Source organism: Aeromonas sp., from assembly GCF_051657805.1.
Classification (GTDB): domain Bacteria; phylum Pseudomonadota; class Gammaproteobacteria; order Enterobacterales; family Aeromonadaceae; genus Aeromonas.
Map to the genome: position 1 here is coordinate 403,289 of NZ_JBOFLJ010000024.1, position 21,961 is coordinate 425,249.

A 21,961-nucleotide genomic window follows, 5' to 3' on the forward strand; every position below is an offset into this window, starting at 1 on the left:
ACCTGTTGAACTGCGATGGGTTGCTGCCAGCGCGGGTCAAGGGAGCATATTGGAAGCTGTAATCCACGGGCGGTAGCATAGGATTTGGTGGTGTTACGCCTCACACAGAAAGGTGGGTTTCCCAGCTTCCTACCGCCGCTTAGCTCGGCGTTATGACTAAAGGAGAACATGTTGAGCGAGTACTTCGAAATCGCATATGCAGCCGCAACAAATAAATTGTGCCTGTTTACTGGTACTGGTTTTTCTAAAGCTATTTCTGATAATGAAGCTCCAAGTTGGCAGGGGTTATTGGAAGAGCTATGTGACCTATTGCCGAATCCAGAAGAAATCAAGGAATCCCTATTTCCTGAAAATAGACCAGCGCAACTTAGTTTAGAAGAGGCTGCTCAGGTCATATCAATCAAGCTTTCTTCTGTTGGTAAAAACATCCATGAAGAGATAGCCGAATTAATAGGGGAAGTAGACCTTGGTGATGAAATAGAAGAAATAGAAGAGTTTTTCTCTAATAGGTCCTTTAGGGTTATCACTACTAATTATGACAAGCTGGCTGAAAAGCTGACAGGTGAGAATAGCTGTCAATCGATTACACCTGGAAGGCCTATACCTAGATCCTCTGCTAATGTAAAGGTGTACCATGTGCATGGTTCAGTCGATTCCCCTGAGAATATGGTGGTAACATCTGAAGATTATTTCAGGTTTATAAACAGCGACTCTTATTTTTCAAGAAAGTTGAGTACGATACTACATGAAAATACGGTAGTGATTTTGGGCTACTCACTTGGTGATACTAATTTAAAGGCAATAATTAGTGATTACAAAGGTTTCTCTAAGAGCCATGTAATTGGTTCCAATATCTTTCTAGTTTCTAGGTCTGCTGTAGATCAACACGTAAAAGATTACTATTCACACTGCTATGGCATTCGCGTTATTGATAGAATTAATACAGAGAGTTTTTTTCGAAAGTTAAATAATAAGATACCGAAAGTAGCTGGAATCACAGAGCGTTCACTGAGGAGCATAAGGAAAGTTGTACATGACGGCTTTCACTTTAAAGAAGCCTTTTTAAAGTTAGATGACTCATTCTACAGAATAATTTCTTCGCTATCGGCTGAAGGGTTGAGCCTCAATGATGCAAGAGTTGTCAACATGCTGGGTGAAGTTATTGAGTCAAAGAGAGAGCTAACTTTAGAACATAACGCTTGGGAACAATACGAGCACCTTGCAGGTTGGTTGGTGTACCTTGCATCAATAATGGAGATTCAAGGGACTTCAATTGAGGACCAGTTTTTGGAAGCAACTCTTCGGTCAATGACTACGATGCGAAAAGAATATTACATTGGATATTCTTGGCATGCTTACAAGGCTTGGAAAAAGCGTTGGCCAGCAGTTGTTGCATCCAATCGCGCATTGATAAAAAGGCACATTGAAGATAATACCAGCTGGTCGGATGCTTTAGCGCTTGTAAACAGCATTGAGTCATAACAAGTGCATATTGTCGGACTGGTTTTCCACTGAGCTCCAAACTAGCCGAAAATGTGGTCGTTCGGCATCTAAAATGCGCGCACTAGCTTACTTTGCAATAGATTTCACCATCTCCATCCACTTAGGCGCAGCTGATGCACAAGGCACGGATGAAACGGCCTTTTCCAACACGATGACTCAAGCATATCTCGCTCATCTGTTTACTCCGACTTGGTAGTTACAAAAATAAGTAATGAAAAACCTTGTGAGTAAGCATTTTTAATAAATTTACAGGTACGATTACCTTTAATAAAAAGGCGCCCCTCCGGTCGCCTTTTTACTTTTAGCACTTAACCGATCAGCAGACTCACCGTGCCGGTCGCTTGGCGCCATTTCCTTTGGCCGCAGGCTTGCCGCCTTGAGTGGCGGGTTTGGCGCCCGGCTTGGCAGAGCCGGCGCGGGTCGGGGTTTTACCTTTGTGGGCGGGTTTGCCGGCCGGTTTACCCTGACCAGTGCCCTGCCCTGCGCCCTGCGCGGCAGACTTGCCGTTACCCGAGCCTTTCTGGAGCTGGGAGCCCACCGGTTTGCCATTGCCCGCCTTGCCGCCATTTCTGCTGGCTGCCGGGGCATTCCCTGCGCCAGCCTCGCTGCGGGCAGCCTTGTTGCCCGCCCCGTTGCTGCGCTGATGGGTGATGGCACTGTGGCGGGTCAAGGCAGGTTTCAGCCCCTTGCTGCGGCTGCGCTCAGCCTTGGCTTTGCCACGGCCTTCCGGCGGCACCAGGCAGTCGGGGCCGTTGCCGATCAGGTGGCCCTTGCCCATCTCCAGCAGGGCTTAGCGGATCACCAGCCAGCCGGCTGGGTCGTGATAACGCAGCAACAAAAAGCTGGGTATCCATTTATCCTTGGTTAATTATTTCATAGCATTTAAGATATAAATATTTTGTACAGCCATGAATCAGATATAGCTGGAATAATAAAAGTAAACATTGTGGTGTAAGTTATATATTCGTTCTATTTTTAGATGGGTTAAATGGTAAGAGATATGATATCTAGGTTGCTATTTTTATTCTTTATTTTTGCTAGTACCAACGCATCTGCCGACCCATGCTACCAATACATGAGGTCACTTTTGGCGGCGGCAGCATTCAATGACCATGTCGAGATAGTACATGATGGAAAGAAGTATCAGGGATCAACACAGAATTATACGTGCAAGACATGGCCTGCGCATGACAATATGGTGATCATTGCTATTCCATTGCGCGCTCATGGCCAAATGATGTACTCCAGCCTGGATATTGTAGTCATTGATAGCAATGATATGGGTATAAAATATAGAACAGTGCGTCACGACCTCCTCGAACATGAGGATTATTCCGATGGTGACATGTTTATTGATACCGCACCATATCAGTTGAACTCTTCACATCTTGCGTTTGGTTTAAGAATTAACTGGGATACAAAGGGCCATCTCGTTACTACCTTGAATCTTTTCCAGCCGAAAGATAATGGGTCGCTTGCCTTGGTTATAAAAGGGTTGATTGTTGACTCTCACTATCGACTTAGCAAAAGTAATCAAATGTGTGATTCTGAATATGCCGTCAGAAAATCATTGCTTCATGTCCGAAAAAATGACTCATCATCTGCTTACAAAGATATTATTCTGACCAGTATATCCACTAACACCAAGTCGACCGAGAAATTTAATGGAAGAAGTGTGGATTGTATTAATGAGGAATTTGAAACAGATCGGCGAGTCGACACACTAGTCTACGATGGGAAGGAATATAAAATCCCCCCTTACCTCTATTTTTATTACTCCTACTAACATAGTAATAATATTACTGGCATATTGAGCATATGCTTATCCATTATTACTCTCTTAAAAAGGCGACCATCCGGTCGCCTTTTTATTTAAATCGCTTCCCAATCAGAAAAACTCACCGCGCCGGTCGCTTGGCACCATTGCCTTTGGCCGCAGGCTTGCCGCCCTGAGTGGCAGGGTTGGCACCCGGCTTGGCAGAGCCTGCGCGGGTCGGAGCCTTGCCCTTGTGAGCGGATTTGCCGGCCGGTTTACCCTGAGCTGCGCCCTGCCCAGCACCTTGCGCCGCGGGCTTGCCGTTGCCAGCCCCTTTCTGCAACTGGGATCCCACCGGTTTGCCATTGCCCGCCTTGCCGCCATTCCTGCTGGCCGTCGGGGTATTGGTTGCACCGGCCTCGCTGCGGGCAGTGCTGTTACCACGCCCGTTGCTCTGGCCGCCAGCCGCCTTGTTACCTGCGCCATTACCGCGTTGATGCACGATATTGCTATGACGGGTCAACGCAGGCTTGAGGCCCTTGTTGCGGCTGCGTTCGGCCTTGGCTTCGCCGCGCCCTTCCGGCGGCACCAGGCAGTCGGGGCCGTTGCCGATGAGGTGGCCCTTGCCCATCTCCTGCAGTGCCTCGCGGATCATGGGCCAGCCGGCCGGATCGTGATAGCGCAGCAGCGCCTTGTGCAGGCGACGGCGACGCTCCCCTTTCACCACGAACACGTCCCCGCCCTGGCGGCTCACCTTGTTGAGGGGGTTTTTCTCGGTGTAATACATGGTGGTGGCGTTCGCGAGCGGCGACGGGTAGAAGTTCTGCACCTGATCCAGCTTGAAGCGGTTCGTTTTTACCCACAGCGCCATATTCACCATGTCTTCATCGGTCGTGCCCGGGTGGGCCGAGATGAAGTAGGGGATCAGGTACTGCTGCTTGCCCGCCTCTTTGGAATACTTGTCGAACAGTTCCTTGAAGCTGTAGTAGCTGCCCATGCCCGGCTTCATCATCTTGGAGAGCGGGCCCTCCTCGGTGTGCTCCGGCGCGATCTTGAGGTAGCCGCCGACGTGGTACTTGGCCAGCTCCTTGATGTAGCGCGGATCTTCTACCGCGATGTCGTAGCGCACCCCGGAGGCGATCAGGATCTTCTTGATGCCCTTCACATCCCGCGCCTTGCGATAGAGATCGATGGTCGGGGTATGGTCGGTGTCCATGTGCGGGCAGATGGTGGGCCAGACACAGGAGGCGCGGCGACAGGTCTGCTCGGCCTTGGGGCTCTTGCAGCGCAGCTTGTACATGTTGGCGGTGGGGCCGCCGAGATCCGAGATGACACCGGTGAAGCCCGGCACCTTGTCGCGGATCTCTTCGATCTCTTTGATGATCGACTCTTCCGAGCGGCTCTGGATGATGCGCCCCTCGTGCTCAGTGATGGAGCAGAAGGAGCAGCCGCCGAAGCAGCCACGCATGATGTTGACCGAGGTCTTGATCATCTCGTAGGCCGGGATCTTCTCGTTGCCGTAGGCCGGGTGCGGCACCCGCTGGTATGGCAGGCCAAACACCCCGTCCATCTCGTCGGTCTCGAGCGGGAAGGCGGGCGGGTTGACCCAGATGATGCGATCGCCGTGGGCCTGGGCCAGGGCGCGGGCGCAGCCGGGGTTCGTCTCGTGGTGCAGGATGCGGGACGCGTGGGCGTAGAGCACCTTGTCTTCCTTCACCCGCTCGAACGCCGGCAGCTTCACATAGGTTTTCTCCCACGGCTTCTGCTTGGGCGGCTGCACCAACACTGGCTTGGCCTCCTGCTCCGCCGGCGCCGAGCCTTCGTCGTCCGAGCAAGGCGCCCCTTCCATGTAGGGGTTCATGATGGGATCGATGCGGCCGATCTGGTCCAGCTTGCTGGAATCCACCCCGCGCCACTCCGGCAGCGGCTCCTTGCGGATGACGGCGGTGCCGCGGATGTCCTGCATGGTCTCCATGGTCTCGCCGTTGGCGATGCGGTGCGCCACCTCGATCAGCGGCCGCTCGGCGTTGCCGTAGATGAGGATGTCGGCCTTGGCGTCGATAAGGATCGAGCGGCGTATGGTCTCGGACCAGTAGTCGTAGTGAGCGATGCGGCGAAGTGACGCCTCAATTCCGCCGATGACTACCGGGACCTCTTTATAGGCCTCTTTGCAGCGCTGGGTGTAGACCAGGGTGGCTCTGTCCGGCCGCTTGCCGCCCACGTCCCCCGGGGTGTAGGCGTCGTCGTGGCGCAGCTTCTTGTCGGAGGTGTAGCGGTTGATCATGGAGTCCATATTGCCCGCAGTCACCCCGTAGAAGAGGTTCGGCTTGCCCAGGCGCATGAAGTCATCCTTGGATGACCAGTCCGGCTGGGCGATGATGCCGACCCGAAAACCCTGGGATTCCAGCATGCGGCCGATGACCGCCATGCCGAAACTCGGGTGATCCACGTAGGCGTCGCCGGTCACCAGCACGATATCGCAGCTGTCCCAGCCGAGCTTGTCCATCTCCTTGCGGGACATGGGCAGGAAGGGCGCGGTGCCGTAGCACTCGGCCCAGTAGCGGGGATAGGAGAAGAGAGGGGTAACCGGCTGCATTTTGAACACCTGGAACAATTCGGGTCGCGCATTATACCGGCAGAGCAGAGCGGGGGCGATGGCTTTTTGGCCCCACTGTTCGCAGTGATAAGCGCGGGGACAAGGGGCCCCCGCTCAGGTTTGTTGACTCATCAGGGCGAGAAGCGCTGGCTCAGCGGGGAGCCAGCAGGAAACGGTGAAGATGGCGCTGCAGCAGTTGGCGGGCACCCAGCAGGCACCAGATGAGCGCGGGGATGAGGAACACCGGGTGGGTCGAGAGACGCAGCATCAGCACACCGAGCAGGATCAAAGCGAAGGGGCGGCTCTCGTAGAGCCAGTGTGGCCAATCCCGCTGATGAGGCTGACGCTGCTTGTCCTGACGCCTGTGATGGCCGCGCCTAAACCAGATGAGGGAGCCGGCGAGATACAGGGCCAGACCGGCCAGCAGCAGAGCCGGCCGATCGGCTAGCCCCAACAAGGATAAACCGCCCCCCAGATAGACAAAGGGCAGCGGTTCATAGATAGCGGATGGCAGCATGGTGGAGGCTCTCAGGGTTGCACTGGCCACATAATAACCAGCGCCACCCTGCCAGCCATCCTCTTTTGCATCCCTTTTCCCAGATGGGGGGCCGCACTAGGCGGCCGGCTTGTCTCGCGGCTGTGGGCCGGGCTCTGACGCCGGATGGGCCTCGGGCGCCGGAGCGATTTCAGGTACAGGTGCCGTGATGGCGGCATCCGCAGCCAGCGCCTCGTCCACCAGCCGATCCCGAGCCCCCGTCATGCCAGCCCGCTTCGCCAGCAGGTGATAGATGGCGGGCACCATCAGCAGGGTCACCAGGGTCGCCAAGGAGAGGCCGAAGAACACCACAGTCCCCACGGCCATCCGGCTCTCGTAACCGGCTCCCATGGAGATCATCAGGGGCACGGCACCTATGATGGCGGTGAGGGAGGTCATCAGTATGGGGCGCAGGCGGCGCACCGAGCCGGCTATGATGGCCTCCTCGAAAGATTCCCCCCGCTGACGCAACTGGTTGATGAACTCCACGATCAGGATGCCGTTCTTGGTCACCATGCCGATCAGCATGATCATGCCGATCTGGCTGTAGATGCTGAGCTCCTGCCCCGTCAGCCAGAGCCCCAGCAGGCCGCCGAAGATACCGAGCGGCACGGTCACCATCACCACGGTCGGGGTCATCAGGCTCTCGAACTGGGCCACCAGCACCAGGTAGACCACCAGCAGGGCCAGGCCGAACACCAGCGCCATCTCCCCCTGGTTGTCGCGATAGTCCTTGGACTCACCGGCGTAATCCACCGACATGCCGGTGGGCAGATGTTCTGCGGCCCAGCCGTCGAGGAAGTCGAGCGCCTCTCCCAGGGTGTGACCGGGGGCCAGATCTGCGGTCAGGGTGATGGCCTTCTGGCGCTGGTAGTGGTTGAGGCGCTGGGGGCTCGCCACCTGCTTGATGGTAGCCAGGGTCGAGAGGCTCACCATCTCGCCGCTCGCCGCCTTCAGATAGATGCGGCTGATGTCGGAGATGCCGTTGAAGTCGTTCTGGTTCGCCCGCAGGTAGACGTCATACTCCTCCCCCCTGTCCACATAGGTGGTCTGGCTGACCCCGCCGAGCAGGGCCTGCAGTGAACTCGCCACTGTGGAGACCGGGATGCCGAGCTGGCTGGCTCTGTCTCGCTCTATGGTCACCTGCAGCTCCGGGGTCTTCTCGGCGTAGTCGAGATCCGGCGCCAGCATCAGGCCGCTCTGGCTCGCCGCCTGTTGCAGGGCCTGCCCCTGCTGGTAGATCTCCGCGTAATCCGAGCCCTGCAGCACGAACTGCACGGCAGCGGTGGAGCCGCCCCGGAAGCCCGGCTGGAAGGTGCGGATCATCACGTCCGGGATGCCGGCGAGACGACCGCTCAGGGAACGACCGAACTCGGTGGCGGTCTCGCCCCGGGCCGCCCAGTCGGTAAGCTGTATGATGGCGAGACCGGTCTGATCGCCGCCGCGCCCGAAGGCCGGGGTGCTGAAACTCATGGCCTGCACCACCCCCTTACCGAGCAGGGGCATGATGGCGGCCTCCACCTGCTCCATATTGCGTTTCATCCGCTCGATACTGGTGCCCTCGGCCCCCTTCACGAACACATAGAGCACGCCCCTGTCCTCGGTGGGAGTCAGGCTCGCCGGCAGCTTGCCAAAGAGGGCGCCGATGCCGCCGAGACAGAGCAGCAGCACCAGGGGCATCCAGACGGAGCGGCGCAGCACCCAGCCCAGCAGGCGCCGATAGTGCATCTCAACCCAGCCGAGGCCCTTGTCCAGACTGGCGGTCAGGCGATTAGGCTTGTCCACGGCGCGCATCAGCCAGGAGCCCATGGCCGGGGTCAGGGTCAGGGCCACCAGGGAGGAGAAGAGCACGGCCAGCGATAGCAGGATCGCAAACTCGGTAAAGAGCCGCCCCACCATGCCCTCCATGAAGGCGATGGGGACGAACACCATCACCAGCACCGCCGTGGTGGCGATGACCGCGAAGCCAACCTCCCGGGTGCCGTGCCAGGCCGCCATCAGGGGCGGTTCCCCGCGCTGCAGGTGGTGGTGGATGTTCTCCACCACGACGATGGCGTCATCCACCACCAGGCCGATGGCGAGAATGAGCGCCAGCAGGGTGATGAGGTTGATGGAGAAACCGAGATACCAGGCGCCGATGAAGGCGGAGATAAGCGACACCGGCACTGTAATCGCCGGGATCAGGGTGGTGCGCCCCTGCCCCAGGAATAGATAGAGCACGGCCACCACCAGCACGGCGCAGATGGCGAGGGTCTCGTACACCTCGTGGATCGCCTGCTTGATAAAGATGGTGGAGTCATAATCCACCTCCAGGCTGGCCCCTTCCGGCAGAAAACGCTGCATTTGTGTCATCTTCTGCTCGATCCCCTGGGCCACCGCCAGCGGGTTCGCGGTGGACTGGGCGACGATGCCTATCCCTAAGCTCTCGCGGCCGTTGCGCTGATAGGCGCTGTCTTCGTTCTTGGCCCCCACCTCCACGTCGGCGATGTCCGCCAGATAGATGCTCTGACCGTTGGCGGCGGTCGTCACCGGCAGGGAGCGGAAATCCTCGGCGCTGTGGTAGAGACGGGCGATCTGCACCGCCATGGTCATGCTGTTGTTGCGAATTTCGCCGCCCGGCAGCTCGATGTTCTCCCGCTTGAGAGCGTCCTGCACATCCGCCACCGTGATGCCGCGGGCCGCCATGTCGGCAGGGCGCAGCCGCACATACATCACCTGGCTCAGATCCCCGGAGAGGGAGACCTCGCTCACCCCGTCCACCAGGCTCAGGGAGTCCACCAGCATGCGGTTCGCATAGTCGGTCATGGCGGTGCGGTCCATCTGGGTGCTGCTGAAGTTCAGCCAGATGGCCACGTCCCCGTTGCCGTTGTCCTTGGTGACCATGGGCTCGTCCACCTCGTCCGGCAGCTTGGGCCGGGCGCGGGAGATGGCATCCCGCACGTCCGAGGTGCCCTCCAGCATGTTCCAGCCGAGCTTGAACTCCACGGTGATCATGGAGCGCCCCTTGCGGGTCACCGAGTTGATGTTCTTGATGCCGCTGATGCCGGAGAGCTGATCCTCGATGGGCTTGGTGACCTGGCTCTCCATCACCTCGGGGGCGGCCCCGTCATAGGTGGTGGTGATGGAGACGGACGGGGTCTGCACGTCCGGCATCTCCCGCACCGTCAGCTTGCTGAAGGCGACCAGACCGAAGACGGTGAGCAGGGCGCTGATGACCACGGCCACCAGGGGGCGGCGTACTGAGATATCGGAGAGCCACATCAGCCTTTCACCTCAGCCAGATCCTGTACCAGGGCACCGTCACGCAGGTTGACCAGCCCCTCCACCGCGATGCGATCCCCGACGTTGAGCCCCTTGAGCACCCACACCTCTTCACCGTGGGTGTCGCCGAGCTCCACCGGGATGCGCTTGACCCGGCCGTCCGCCTCCAGGCGGTAGACGTAGCGCAGCTCACCGGCGTACTCCACCGACTGGGCCGGGATCAGGGTCATCTTCTGGGCGGGCAGTTCGAGCTCCACGTTCATCAGCATGCCGGGCCTCAACTGGCCACTGGGATTGGGCAGTATGACCCGGGCCTTGATGTTCTGGGTCTCGCTGGAGATACGGCTGTCGAGGGTTTCCAGCACGCCGGAGAAGGATTGATCCGGCCAGGCGGAGCTGGTGGCCGTCACCGTCATGCCGGGTTTGAGCAGGGCCAGGTAGCGCTCGGGCACCGCCAAGTCGAGACGCAGCTTGGCGAGCTCGTCCAGGTGCAGCAAGACGTCCCCGCTGTTGACCAGGGCCCCCTCGCTCAAGTCGATGAGGCTGACGGTGCCATCGAAGGGGGCCGTCAGGGTGCGCAATGAGAGTTCGTAGCGGGCCGCATCGACCCGGGCCTGGGCCTGGGCGACTATGGCCTCCTGCCCCTCCAGCTCGGAGGTGGTGATGGCGCCGCGGGCCACCAGCTTGCGCATGTCCCGTAGCTTGCGGCTCTCGTCGCGCACGCTGGCGCTCTGTTCGGCGAGCTCGGCCTGCTGCTTGCCCGCGTCCAGGGCGATCAGGGTCTGCCCCTGCTCCACCTGCTGGCCGGAGCGCACCGCGATATTGATGATGCGGCCGGTCACCTCCGGGCTCACCACCACGGAGCGGTTGGCCACGAGCTTGCTGACCAGCTTGATGGTGGGTTCGGCCAGGCTCTGTTTCACCGTCTCGGCCCTGATGTTGAGCGCTTTTGGCTGGTGCGCGCTGACCGGCTCGGGTTGTCGCAGATACCAGGCCGCTGCCGCCAGCAGCAGGAGAAGGGGAAAGAACCACAGCCAGATGCGCATTTTCATCAAACGATCCATGAATTAAGAGAAAAGAGGAGACTTCATCAATGATGGCACCATGTTACCCCCTGACTATGCCGCGACTATGTAGAAATGTGACAAATCGTAACAGCGGCGACGAAAGATCATCAAAATGATATCCGGCAAAGACGGTATGGGCTTTGTGCCTTACACTGATGAGCCAAAACTCAGTAGTTTCCGGTGTATTTATGTCCAGATTGAGCCACGCCTTCGTCAGATATCCCCTGCAGTGGCTACTGTTTGGCCTGAGCTCCCTGCTATTGGTCCTCTCCCTGCAACACGCCTTTCGCCATATCACCGATCTGAACAAGCGGGACACCATCGCCATGGCGGGGGAGCTGAGATCCCAGTTCCAGGAGATGGAGGCCTTTCTGGAGTCCATGCGGGGCCAGGCCGAGGAGCGCCTGCGCAGCAACCCGGAGTCCATCCTCTCCCGCCACCTCTATCAGGCGTTGCGGGTGGACAGAAGCAATCTGATCACTCTGGACCGGGTGCCCGCCGATCTGCCCCCCGCCCTCATCGGCAACCTGACGGGGCTGGGCCCCCTGCCCGCCCCCGTCAGCGAGCGAGAAGAGACGATTCACCTGGCCCTAAGCCTCTCCCCCCTGCTCTCCACCGCCAGCAAGCTGCTGGACGAGGACGTGGCCTGGATCTACTTCACCGGCTCCGACAACTTCATCTACCTCTACCCCTGGGTGCCCTCCAGCCAGTTTCACTTCGACCCGGCCATCTACACCAAGTCCTACTGGCAGGACATGCTGGCCCAGCAGCCCCCGGCCCGGCGGGCCAGCCTGTCGCGCCCCTATCAGGACTTCGCCGGACGGGGGCAGATGATCACCCTGTCCCAGCCCATCACCAAGGCTCAGAAGGTCGTCGGACTGCTCAGCATCGACATCTTGCTCGCCAACCTGGAGCGGGCCCTGCAACAACCGGCGCCCCAGGTGGGCACCCTGTTTCTGATCAATCAGCATCGCCAGGTGCTGGCTCGCAGCCAGCCCGGCACGGCCCCGCCGCTGCGCCACGACCGGGAGCAGGATCGCTACCGCTGGCAGCAGGGGGCCTTCCAGCTGGTTCATGCCATCCCGGATACTCCGCTGACGCTTATTCACCGCATCCCGCTCATCGCCCTGCTGGAGGCGCTGTTCTGGCAATCGGTGACCGCCCTCGTCACCCTGCTCTGTCTGGTGGTCGCCACCCTCTCCAGCCTGAGATCCCGCCGTCTCAACCAGCGCCTGAATTATCTCTCCCGCCACGACGCCCTCACCGGCGCCTTCAATCGCCACCACTTCGTCGCCTTCGAGCAGAAGCAGGCCCAGGGCGGCGCCCACACCACAGGCGCCATCATGTTCGACTGCGATCACTTCAAGCGGGTCAACGACACCTTCGGTCACGGGGTCGGTGATGAGGTACTGATCCAGCTGGTGCGACTGTGCCAGCCACTCCTCACCAGAGGAAACCTGCTGATCCGCTGGGGCGGCGAAGAGTTTCTGCTGCTGGTGGTCGATGAGGCGGCCTCCCTCGCCGAACTGGCCGAACAGTTGCGGCGGGCCATCGCCGATCATCCCTGGGAAGAGATAGCCACTGGGCTCGGGGTGACGGTCAGCCTCGGCCATCATCGCCAGAGCGCGGACATCAGCCTGCACGAGACCATACGCCGGGCGGATGTCGCCCTGTACCGTGCCAAGGCCAACGGTCGCAATCGCAGCGAGGCCTGGCAGGATGACGGCGAGGTACAGCCGGAGTAAGCTGGAACCTTCATTCATCCAAGGAGACGCACAGTGTCACGAAAACCCCGTCTGGGACTGGCTCTGGGTAGCGGTGCTGCCCGGGGCTGGGCGCACATAGGTATCATACGGGCGCTGGAGCGGCTCGGTGTCAAACCGGATCTGGTGGCCGGCTGCTCCATCGGCAGCTTCGTGGGTGCCGCCTACGCCGCCGGTGAGCTGGACAAGCTGGAGTCCTGGGTGCGCGGCTTCAGCCGCTTGCAGGTGATGAGCCTGCTCGATCCCGCCCTCTCCGGCGGCCTGTTTCGCGGCGACAAGGTGTTTGGCATCGCCGCCAACCACCTCGGCGATCCCCCCATAGAGAGCCTGCCGCTCCCCTTCGCCTGCGTCGCCACCGAGCTCAACACCGGGCGCGAGATCTGGCTGCAAGAGGGGCCGCTACGCCAGTGCGTGCGCGCCTCCTGCGGCATGCCCGGCGTGTTGACCCCGACCCGGGTCGACGAGCAGTGGCTGGTGGATGGCGCCGTGGTCAACCCTGTGCCCATCTCCCTCGCCCGCGCCATGGGGGCCGAGGTGGTGATCGCCGTCAACCTCAACGCCGACATGCACCAGCCCTGGGCCGATGACTCTGACGAACCCGCTCAGGGCGGATTGCTCAGCCAGTGGCTGAACCGAGGGGAACGCGAACCCAGCACCCCAGGCATGTGGAGCGTGATGACGGGCTCCATCAACATCATGCAGGAGCGCATCACCCGCGCCCGTATGGCGGGCGATCCCCCCGAGATCCAGCTCTGCCCGCGCCTTGGCAGCTTCTCCATCATGGACTTCCACCGGGCGAGCGACGCCATCAACGAAGGGGAGGCCTGCGTCGAGCGCAACCTGGAGCAACTCAAAGAAGAGCTCTCCCGCCTCAGGGTCATCTAGCCCCTCCACAAAAAAGAGCGCCATCGAGGCGCTCTTTTTCATGCTCCGTCAGCCTCAGAACAGCCCCAATCCCTTGAGCATCACCACCAGGATCAACAGGGGCGAGACGTAGCGGATGATGAAGAACAGCGGCTTGAGGATCCGGATCTCCAGCTGGCCACCGTTGGTCAGGGCGGCCTCCATGCGCTCGAAGCCCCATACCCAGCCGACGAACAGGCAGAGCAGTATGCCGCCAAGGGGCATGAGCACGTTGGAGGAGATGAAGTCGAACAGGTCGAAGAAGGTCTTGCCGGCGATCTGCACGTCCGCCAGGGTGCTGTTGGAGAGGGCGCAGGTCGAGCCGACCGCCCCCAGCACCAGCAAGTTGATCAGGGTGGCCCTCTTGCGGCTCATGTGGAAGCGCTCCGACAGCACGGAGACAGGCACCTCCAGGATGGAGAGCATGGCGCCCGTGGCGGCGATGGCGGAGAGCACGAAGAACAGCACCATGAAGAGGTGACCGAACGGTATGCTGGCAAACACCGCCGGTATGGTGATGAACAGCAGGGAGGGGCCAGCCGAGGGCTCGAAGCCGAAGGCGAACACCGCCGGGAAGATGGCGATCCCCGCCAGCATGGAGACGAAGAGATCCGCGCACATGACCCGCACCGTGGTCAGGGGGATGTGCTGGTCATCCCGGAAGTAGCTGCCGTAGGTCATCATGCAGCCCATACCGATAGAGAGCTTGAAAAACGCCAGCCCCATGGCCGTCAGCACCACGCCGGCGGTGATCTTGGAGAAATCAGGGGAAAACAGGAAGTGCAGCCCTTCACTCGCCCCCGGCAGGGTCAGGCTGCGCAACCCGATGATCAGCAAGAGAATGAAGAGCACGGGCATCAAGCGCTTGGTCACCGCCTCTATCCCCTTGGCGACCCCCATCAGCAATATGCCCCCCATCAGCGCCAGCACCAGCCACTGCCACAGCAGGCTCTGCAGCGGGTTGGCGATCAGCGCCCCGAAGGCCGCCCCGGTCACCTCGGGATCCGTGGAGAGGATGGAGCCGTCGATCGCCTTGAAGATGTAGGCGAACACCCAGGCCGCCACCTCGGAATAAAAGGACATGATGAGGAAGGCCGCCGTCACCCCCATGGCCGCGATCAGCCACCAGGGTTGCCCCTTGGGGGCCAGCTTGATGAGACCCGTCACCGCATCTGATTTCGCCTGACGGCCCAGCATGATCTCCGAGATCATCACCGGCAAGCCCACCAGCAGGGTGGCGATCACATAGACCAGCAGGAAGCCGGCGCCGCCATTCTCGCCGGTCAGGTAGGGAAACTTCCAGATGTTGCCAAGGCCGACGGCCGAGCCCAGGGTGGCGGCCAGGACGCCGAAGGTGCTGGTGAAGCCATCTCTGGCTTTGTGGGTGGTGTGACTCATGCTTGTCTCGCTGTGCGCATCCCGGGAAGGCCCCGATCAAAGGGTCGGAATTCTCTGGGGATCACGCCAGCTTGCCAAGGAGTTTTGGTTGAAATCACTGCCCAGAGCACAGTAAACAATATTTAATTAAGCCAATATAGGAAGTGATGGATAAAAAAATGCCGCCCCGTAGGCGGCACTTTTATCTCGGCTCGATCACTCAAGCCTTGGCAAGGTCGTCCGGACCGATCTGACCGATTTCGGCGACTTTCTTGTCGGCCAGCAGCCAGAGGGTGAACTTGTGCAGTTCCGGGTGGTGAGCCAGGGCGACCAGGAAGGCGCCACCAACTTCACGATAACCCAGTTCGTAGTTTTTCAGGGTGGTCGGGGGGACACCCAGCAGATCGGCAAACTTGGGACGGCTCAGGCCAACCGCTTCGCGGATCTGACGGATCTTCTTGCCAACAGTTACGATATTTGAATTCATGTGTTCCTTACTCCGTTCGGCGGATTGATTCCACCTTTATTTTTCGCGACGACTCGTAGTCAAGTGTATCAGTTTTGAACGGACTCGTTATGGTCGAGCCTCTATCTTTAATCAGCGTCTTTCGACGACAACCCTAACAAACATCGGGGATGGTAATCGCTGCGTCGCCTCAGGTAAACAGTCTCGAAGAGAAACCTTTATGGTCGCCATGGTCATCCCCCGTATAATCCGCCAGTTATCCCTTAAAGAGTAATCAGCATGGCTTTCCCCGGCATCATTTCCCGTCTCCATCCGGATTCGGATCCCGCATCCCTTCCCCTCCAACTCAGCCAGAGCCAGCAAGCCCGGGCCGAGGCATTCTGGCTGCCCGCCTCTTTGCAAAGCGAGGCGGAGTCTGTGCTGGCGGCCTTGTCGGACAGGTGCAGCCTCTATCTGGAGCAGCCCACGGCCGTGTCCCTGCGTGGTCACGATGGAGTCTTGCAGGAAGATGGCAGCCTGCTGCTTGGCAATGGTCACCGCATGAAGCTTGCATGCGAGCAGGGAGACGGGGGAATCGTCCCCGAACAGGCCCTTGGCGAGATGACCGCCTGGCTGGAGACGGGGCACCTACATTTCATCTGTTCAGCCGCCGTTCAGCCAGTGGCGCGGGCCATCCTCAATATCTGGCCCCTCGACCCCTACCTGGCCCGTCATTTTTTGCTCAGTTTCACACCCTTGCTGTGCGAAGCAACTGAGGCCGATTATCTCGCGGTATTCGCGGCGAGGGGATCGAGCGCGACCTCGCAGAATGGCTGGGTTCAGGCCTATTTGAAGCTTGAAAAAAAGCTGCACCGCGCCTACTTGGATCACTAATAAATTTGGATAAACAGCCAGTTATCCACACGACACAATCTGCCCAATGAGTTATCTGTGAGCTTGATCATGTTTTGAAATGGGCTTAGAGTGCGCCACGTCATCGGAATGACACGGCTGTTTGTGGTGGAGCGCTCATTGGTGACAATGCGAACCATTCACATGTGCACCCAGATGCGTGCCTCCTGGAAGGAACCGGGATCCCTGCCCGATTCAACCATCGTTAATCGGCAGAGCCAGCAGCTTACATAAATTAAAAAGTGCGAAGCACGTCATACGTGCCATCTCAACGAGGATAATTTTATGATGAAAATGGCTCCTTCCCTGATCGCCATCGCTATGGCTACCATGGGTGCAACCGCAGCGCACGCCGCTGATGATTTCTACTTCGGTGCCGGCGTTGGTGCTACCCACTTCAACGGTCTGAACAAGATCGAAGGCGTGACCAACGGCGAAGAAGACGCGACTGCCGTCAACGTATTCACCGGTTACAACTTCAACGAGTACTTCGGTTCCGAGCTGGGCTACCAGTACACCGGCCGTGGTAACACCGATGGCAACCGTTACGAGAGCCAGGGTGCCACCCTGTCCGGTATCGCTCGTCTGCCGCTGGGCAACGACTTCTCCCTGTTCGCTGAAGGCGGCGCCTACTGGGGCCACACCGACGGTATGGGCACCAGCGATACCAAGGTATCCCCGCTGGCTGGCGCCGGTGTGACCTACAAGGTTAACGACGCGCTGGATCTGCAAGCTCGCTACCGTTACATGTGGGATGTGGCTGCTCTGGAAGCGGGTGGCGTGAGCTACAAAGCTAACCAAAGCATCGCTACCCTGGAAGCCGTATACCACCCGTTCCGTTCTTCCTACGTAGCGCCGGCTCCGGCTCCGGTAGTTGAAGAAGCTCCGGCTCCGGCTCCGCAAGTTGTCGAGAAGAACTTCGCCCTGAACTCCGACGTGCTGTTTGCCTTCGGCAAAGACACCCTGAAGCCTGAAGGTCAAGATGCCCTGAACGCTCTGTACCAGCAGATCGTTGAGTTCCAGCCGAAAGACGGCAGCGCCGTTGTTGTTGGCTACACCGACCGCATCGGTTCCGACGCTTACAACCAGAAGCTGTCTGAAGCGCGTGCCCGCACCGTTGCCAACTTCCTGGTCAGCAAGGGTATGGCTGCCAGCAAGGTTGCCATCGAAGGTCGTGGCGAAGCCAACCCTGTCACCGGCACCCAGTGCAACGGCGTCAAGGCCAAGGCTCAGCTGATCTCCTGCCTGGCTCCGGACCGTCGCGTAGAAGTTCGCATCTCCGGCGTTCAAGAAGTTCAGCAATAATCTGATTTCGTTCAGATAATGCGAAAAGGGGATGCCACTGCATCCCCTTTTGCTTGCCTGTCGCTGACCCCGCCCTGGCGTCAGTTTCTGTCTTAGCCCATCACCGGCATTCTTTCCCCCGTTACCTCGCCATCCTCCCCCCTGCTTCTGACTCCCTCGCACCGCCCCTCATTGTTGCTTATCTGTTCAGAAACTTGATCATACCGAGTCAAAAGAATACAGTTATCCGGCTTGTAAGACATTGGATGAACTATTAAAAGTGCTCAATGCCCGGTTAGTTGTCCATGGAGTGAAGGCTTCATGAGAATCCTGGTTACCATCCATTTTTTATTCAGGCCGTCCGTGATCCATTCACGGAGTCGCACATGAAGTGTCATTTGCGATCGGTATAACAAAAGAGTGCGCAGTACGCCCGTAGCACGGCAACTCAACGAGGATAAAATGATGAAAATGAAAATGGCACCAACCCTGATTGCTCTGGCTATCGCAGCCATGGGAACTTCCACCGCCCAGGCGGCCGACGACTGGTACCTTGGTATGGGTGCAGGTTGGGCTTATGGCCACGAGCTGGACGACTTCGGCCTGGATGCGGACAAGGACGCCACCGCCCTGTCCCTGTTCGGTGGCTACAACTTCACCGAGAACTTCGCGGCCGAACTCGGCTACCTCTATGCCGGCAAGGCCGGTGTGGATGGTGTCGACTTCAAGACCCAAGGCGGGACCCTCTCCGGCATCGCTCGTCTGCCCATGGGTGACATCTTCTCCGTCTTCGCCGAAGGCGGTGCCTACTTCAACCACGTCAACGGCAACGGTGACAGCGACAACGGCACCTCCCCGCTGGCCGGCCTGGGTGTCAGCGCCAAGCTGACCGACCTGCTCGATCTGCAGGCTCGCTACCGCTACATCTGGGACCTGGGTGACGATCAGAAGACCTGGCAGACCGACATGAGCGTCGCCACCCTGGAACTGGTGATGCACCCTGACCGCAAGGCCTATGTTGCCCCCGTAGCCGCACCGGCGCCGGAACCCGCTCCCGAGCCCGTGGTCGTCGACAAGAGCTTCTCCCTGAGCTCAGACGTGCTGTTTGCCTTTGGCAAATCCACCCTGAAGCCGGAAGGGGCTGCCGCCCTCAACACCCTGTATCAGCAGATCGTCGAGGTTCAACCCAAGGATGGCAGTGCCGTGGTCGTCGGTTACACCGACCGCATCGGCTCCGACGCCTACAACCAGAAGCTGTCCGAAGCCCGTGCCCGCACCGTGGCTGACTTCCTGGTCGGCAAGGGCCTGCCAGCCGGCAAGGTCTCCATCGAGGGTCGTGGCGAAGCCAACCCGGTCACTGGCAACCAGTGCGACGGGGTCAAGGGCAAGAACCAGCTGATCTCCTGCCTGGCGCCGGACCGTCGCGTGGAAGTGCGCGTCACCGGCGTGCAGGAAGTCCAGCAATAAGCGATATCATCGCATCCGAAAAAAGGGGCCACTCGGCCCCTTTTTATTTGCCTCCGTTTCCTGCACCCATCGCCGGACGCCCACTCATACTTGCCTGCCTCCTCACAAATTTTCCATACAGATGCGCCACTTAAGTGGTCAAAGCGCGGTTATCGCCTATACATAATGGTGGTTTATATAACAAAGGGCTGGGAGCCCTATAACACCCAACATCGACGAGGAAACGCGATGAACATAAGACTGAAACCCGTGTGGATTGCATTGGCATTGGCGACGGGAGCGGCCCAGGCGGCACCCGTTCACGACTGGTATCTGGGGGCGGGGGCTGGCTGGGCCATCGCCCATGATCTCGACGACTTCAGCAACGACGTCAGCAAGGACGCGACCGCCATCACCGCCTTCGGTGGCTACAACTTCACCGAAAACCTGGGGGCCGAGCTCGGCTACTTGTCGACCGGTGACTGGGACATCGCAGGGAACGACTTCAGCAGCCAGGGGGCCACCCTGTCGGTGATAGGCAGACTGCCCCTCGGAGACATCTTCTCGGTGTTCGCCGAGGGCGGCGGCTACATCTATCACGTCAAATCCGTCAACGGCGGTGACGACAACCTGGCCCCCCTGGCGGGCCTCGGGCTGACGGCCAGACTGCACGACTGGGTCGACATCCAGGCACGCTATCGCTATATGGTGCGGGTTGGCGACGATCCGGACAACGACAAGCTCGGCAGCGGCACCCAGCGCTGGGTCAGCGACATCAGCACGGCCACCATAGAGCTGGTGCTGCACCCGAACCGCACCGTGGCCGCCGTGCCGGTAGCCGCCCCCCTGGTGGTCCCCCCGCCGCCGCCCCCCGAGCCCGTGGATCAGACCTTCAACCTGAGCTCGGACGTGCTGTTCGCCTTTGGCAAGGCGGAGCTCAAACCCGAGGGCATGGCCGCCCTGGAGGATCTGTATCAGCAGATCGCCGACGTCAAACCCAAGGACGGCAATGCCGTGGTCATGGGTTACACCGACCGCATCGGCTCGGATGCCAACAACCAGGCATTGTCAGAGGCCCGTGCCAGCACGGTCGCGAACTTCCTCATCGGCAAGGGGTTGCCCGCCGACAAGGTCAGCATCGAAGGACACGGGGAGAGCAACCCGGTTACCGGCACCCAGTGTGATGCGGTCAAGGCAAGGGCCGCCCTCATCGACTGCCTGGCCCCGGATCGCCGGGTCGAGGTACGGGTGACCGGCGTGCAGTCTGCCCCCGCCGCCAGCGAGCCCGCCGCCGCAGAGCCGGCAGCCGAGCAACCGGCCCAGTAATCCCGCACCTTTCCTTCACCGCAACCGTGCACAAAAAAGGGATGCTGATGCATCCCTTCTGCTTTTCGTTGTCCCGCCCTTCCTCAGAAGGAGGTGCGGCGATAGCGACGGTATTCAGGGCGCCAGAAGTTCGCCTCTATGGCCTGGTCTATCACCTCGTCCGGGGTCTGCACCGCCTTGCCCTGCAGCATGGCGGTCTTGGCCACCATCCTGGCGATGTGGCGGGAGACCTGATGGATGTCCGCCAGATCCGGCAGCAAGGAGCCCTCTTCCCCCTTCACCATGGGGGAGCACTCGGCGAGCGCCCGGCTGGCCGACATCAGCATGGCGTCGGTCACCCGGTTGGCGCCGGAGGCGATGACCCCAAGGCCTATGCCCGGGAAGATGAAGGAGTTGTTGCACTGGGCGATCACATAGCGCTTACCCTTGTGCTCCACCGGTGCGAACGGGCTGCCGGTCGCTACCAGCACCTGGCCGTCGGTCCAGCGAATGAGATCCGCCGGTGTCGCCTCCACCCGGGAGGTGGGGTTGGAGAGGGGGAAGATGATGGGGCGGGCACAGTGCTTGTGCATGGTCTTGACCACCTCTTCGGTGAACAGACCCGGCTGACCGGAGACGCCGATCAGGATGTCCGGGCGACCGTGCTCCATCACCTCCAGCAGGGAGATGTTGTCCCCCACCGGCCAGTCGGCGATGCGCTCCACCGGCTGGGAGAGCTTGCGCTGGAACGCGAGCTGGTTCGGGATCTTGTCGGTGATGAGGCCGAAACGGTCCACCATGAAGACCCGGCCACGGGCCTCAGCGTCCGTCAGCCCCTCGGCCTTCATCTGCGCCACGATCTGCTCGGCGATGCCGCAACCCGCGCTGCCGGCGCCGAGGAAGGCGACCCGCTTCTCGGAGAGCTTGGCGCCGGAGGCCTTGCAGGCGGCGATAAGGCTGCCCAGCGTCACTGCTGCGGTACCCTGGATGTCGTCGTTGAAGCAGCAGAGCTCATCCTTGTAGCGGTTGAGCAGGGGGGTGGCGTTGCCCTGGGCGAAGTCCTCGAACTGCAGCAGGATATCGGGCCAGCGGCGTTTGACCGCCTGGATGAAGGCGTCGACGAACTCGTCGTACTCCTCCCCCGAGATGCGCGGGTTGCGCCAGCCCATGTAGAAGGGATCGCTGAGCAGCTGCTGGTTGTTGGTGCCCACATCCAGCACCACCGGCAGGCAGTAGGCCGGGGAGATGCCGCCACAGGCGGTGTAGAGAGAGAGCTTGCCGATGGGAATGCCCATGCCGCCGATGCCCTGATCCCCGAGACCCAGGATCCGCTCGCCGTCGGTCACGACTATGACCTTGACGTTCTGCTTGGTGGCGTTTTGCAGCATGTCATCGATCCTGTCCTTGTCCGGATAGGAGATGAAGAGGCCGCGGGCGCGGCGATAGATGTTGGAGAACTCCTCGCACGCCTTGCCCACGGTCGGGGTATAGATGACCGGCAGCATCTCGGGCAGGTGGTTGGTCAGCAGGCGGTAGAACAGGGTCTCGTTGGTGTCTTGAATGTTGCGCAAGTAGATGTGCTTGTCCATGTCGTTGCCAAACGCCATGAACTGGCGATAGGCGCGCACCGCCTGCTCTTCGATGGTCTCGATGTTCTGGGGCAACAGCCCTTCCAGGTTGAAGCTGCTGCGCTCCTCGCTGGTGAAGGCGCTGCCCTTGTTGAGCAATGGGGTCTCCAGCAGGGCCGGGCCGGCGTAGGGGATGTAGAGAGGACGTTTCTGATTATTATCTTCAAACATGGATCTGTA

General features: G+C 59.8%; 15 protein-coding genes and 1 pseudogene. 8 read left to right on the forward strand and 8 right to left on the reverse strand.

Features of this window, described 5'->3' with window-relative positions; all coding sequences use genetic code 11:
* Nucleotides 1-168: 168 nt before the first annotated feature.
* Complete coding sequence (locus ACRCYW_RS10935; RefSeq protein ID WP_438550125.1) at nt 169-1,482, forward strand: SIR2 family NAD-dependent protein deacylase; 1,314 nt, start codon at nt 169-171, stop codon at nt 1,480-1,482.
* Between the two features lie 346 nt (nt 1,483-1,828).
* Here ACRCYW_RS10935 and ACRCYW_RS10940 read toward each other — a convergent pair.
* Nucleotides 1,829-2,338 (reverse strand): annotated as a pseudogene (locus tag ACRCYW_RS10940) (DUF3362 domain-containing protein); the annotation flags it as partial.
* Nucleotides 2,339-2,590: 252 nt separating this feature from the next.
* Here ACRCYW_RS10940 and ACRCYW_RS10945 point away from each other — a divergent pair.
* Complete coding sequence (locus ACRCYW_RS10945; protein WP_438550126.1) at nt 2,591-3,289, forward strand: hypothetical protein; 699 nt, start codon at nt 2,591-2,593, stop codon at nt 3,287-3,289.
* Between the two features lie 112 nt (nt 3,290-3,401).
* Here ACRCYW_RS10945 and ACRCYW_RS10950 read toward each other — a convergent pair whose 3' ends face one another.
* From ACRCYW_RS10950 to ACRCYW_RS10965, 4 genes are all read right to left on the reverse strand, one after another.
* Nucleotides 3,402-5,855 carry a YgiQ family radical SAM protein gene (locus tag ACRCYW_RS10950; protein ID WP_438550127.1) on the reverse strand — a complete coding sequence of 818 codons (2,454 nt, stop codon included), beginning with the start codon at nt 5,853-5,855 and terminating at the stop codon, nt 3,402-3,404.
* Nucleotides 5,856-6,006: 151 nt separating this feature from the next.
* Nucleotides 6,007-6,372: a hypothetical protein gene (locus ACRCYW_RS10955; RefSeq protein WP_438550128.1), complete on the reverse strand. Its 366-nt coding sequence runs from the start codon at nt 6,370-6,372 to the stop codon at nt 6,007-6,009.
* 96 nt (nt 6,373-6,468) lie between these two features.
* The gene (locus ACRCYW_RS10960) at nt 6,469-9,651 is read right to left on the reverse strand and encodes an efflux RND transporter permease subunit (RefSeq protein ID WP_438550129.1); all 3,183 of its coding nucleotides are present in this window, start codon (nt 9,649-9,651) and stop codon (nt 6,469-6,471) included.
* A complete protein-coding gene (locus ACRCYW_RS10965; protein ID WP_438550130.1) occupies nt 9,651-10,703 on the reverse strand; it encodes an efflux RND transporter periplasmic adaptor subunit in 1,053 nt (350 codons plus the stop codon). The genes ACRCYW_RS10960 and ACRCYW_RS10965 overlap by 1 nt, the downstream gene beginning before the upstream one ends.
* Before the next feature lie 203 nt (nt 10,704-10,906).
* Here ACRCYW_RS10965 and ACRCYW_RS10970 point away from each other — a divergent pair, with 203 nt between their 5' ends.
* Nucleotides 10,907-12,463: a sensor domain-containing diguanylate cyclase gene (locus ACRCYW_RS10970; RefSeq protein WP_438550131.1), complete on the forward strand. Its 1,557-nt coding sequence runs from the start codon at nt 10,907-10,909 to the stop codon at nt 12,461-12,463.
* Between the two features lie 33 nt (nt 12,464-12,496).
* On the forward strand, nt 12,497-13,366 hold the full coding sequence (gene rssA, locus ACRCYW_RS10975; protein ID WP_438550132.1) for a patatin-like phospholipase RssA: 870 nt from the start codon (nt 12,497-12,499) through the stop codon (nt 13,364-13,366).
* A 54-nt stretch (nt 13,367-13,420) separates the two neighbouring features.
* Here the strand turns inward: rssA and ACRCYW_RS10980 are convergent, their stop codons facing one another.
* Nucleotides 13,421-14,782, reverse strand: a complete 1,362-nt coding sequence (locus ACRCYW_RS10980) for a sodium-dependent transporter (protein WP_438550133.1) — start codon at nt 14,780-14,782, stop codon at nt 13,421-13,423.
* 199 nt (nt 14,783-14,981) lie between these two features.
* The gene (locus ACRCYW_RS10985; protein ID WP_026456659.1) at nt 14,982-15,248 is read right to left on the reverse strand and encodes a helix-turn-helix domain-containing protein; all 267 of its coding nucleotides are present in this window, start codon (nt 15,246-15,248) and stop codon (nt 14,982-14,984) included.
* 258 nt (nt 15,249-15,506) lie between these two features.
* Here ACRCYW_RS10985 and ACRCYW_RS10990 point away from each other — a divergent pair, with 258 nt between their 5' ends.
* From ACRCYW_RS10990 to ACRCYW_RS11005, 4 genes are all read left to right on the forward strand, one after another.
* Nucleotides 15,507-16,100 (forward strand): hypothetical protein, encoded by a 594-nt coding sequence (locus ACRCYW_RS10990; RefSeq protein ID WP_438550134.1) that lies wholly within the window; start codon nt 15,507-15,509, stop codon nt 16,098-16,100.
* Between the two features lie 303 nt (nt 16,101-16,403).
* Nucleotides 16,404-17,423 (forward strand): porin OmpA, encoded by a 1,020-nt coding sequence (ompA, locus tag ACRCYW_RS10995; protein WP_438550135.1) that lies wholly within the window; start codon nt 16,404-16,406, stop codon nt 17,421-17,423.
* Nucleotides 17,424-17,867: 444 nt separating this feature from the next.
* A complete protein-coding gene (gene ompA / locus ACRCYW_RS11000) occupies nt 17,868-18,869 on the forward strand; it encodes a porin OmpA (protein WP_438550494.1) in 1,002 nt (333 codons plus the stop codon).
* A 228-nt stretch (nt 18,870-19,097) separates the two neighbouring features.
* Nucleotides 19,098-20,174, forward strand: a complete 1,077-nt coding sequence (locus tag ACRCYW_RS11005) for an OmpA family protein (protein WP_438550136.1) — start codon at nt 19,098-19,100, stop codon at nt 20,172-20,174.
* Between the two features lie 83 nt (nt 20,175-20,257).
* Here the strand turns inward: ACRCYW_RS11005 and ACRCYW_RS11010 are convergent, their stop codons facing one another.
* Nucleotides 20,258-21,952, reverse strand: a complete 1,695-nt coding sequence (locus ACRCYW_RS11010; RefSeq protein WP_438550137.1) for an NAD-dependent malic enzyme — start codon at nt 21,950-21,952, stop codon at nt 20,258-20,260.
* Nucleotides 21,953-21,961 lie beyond the last annotated feature (9 nt).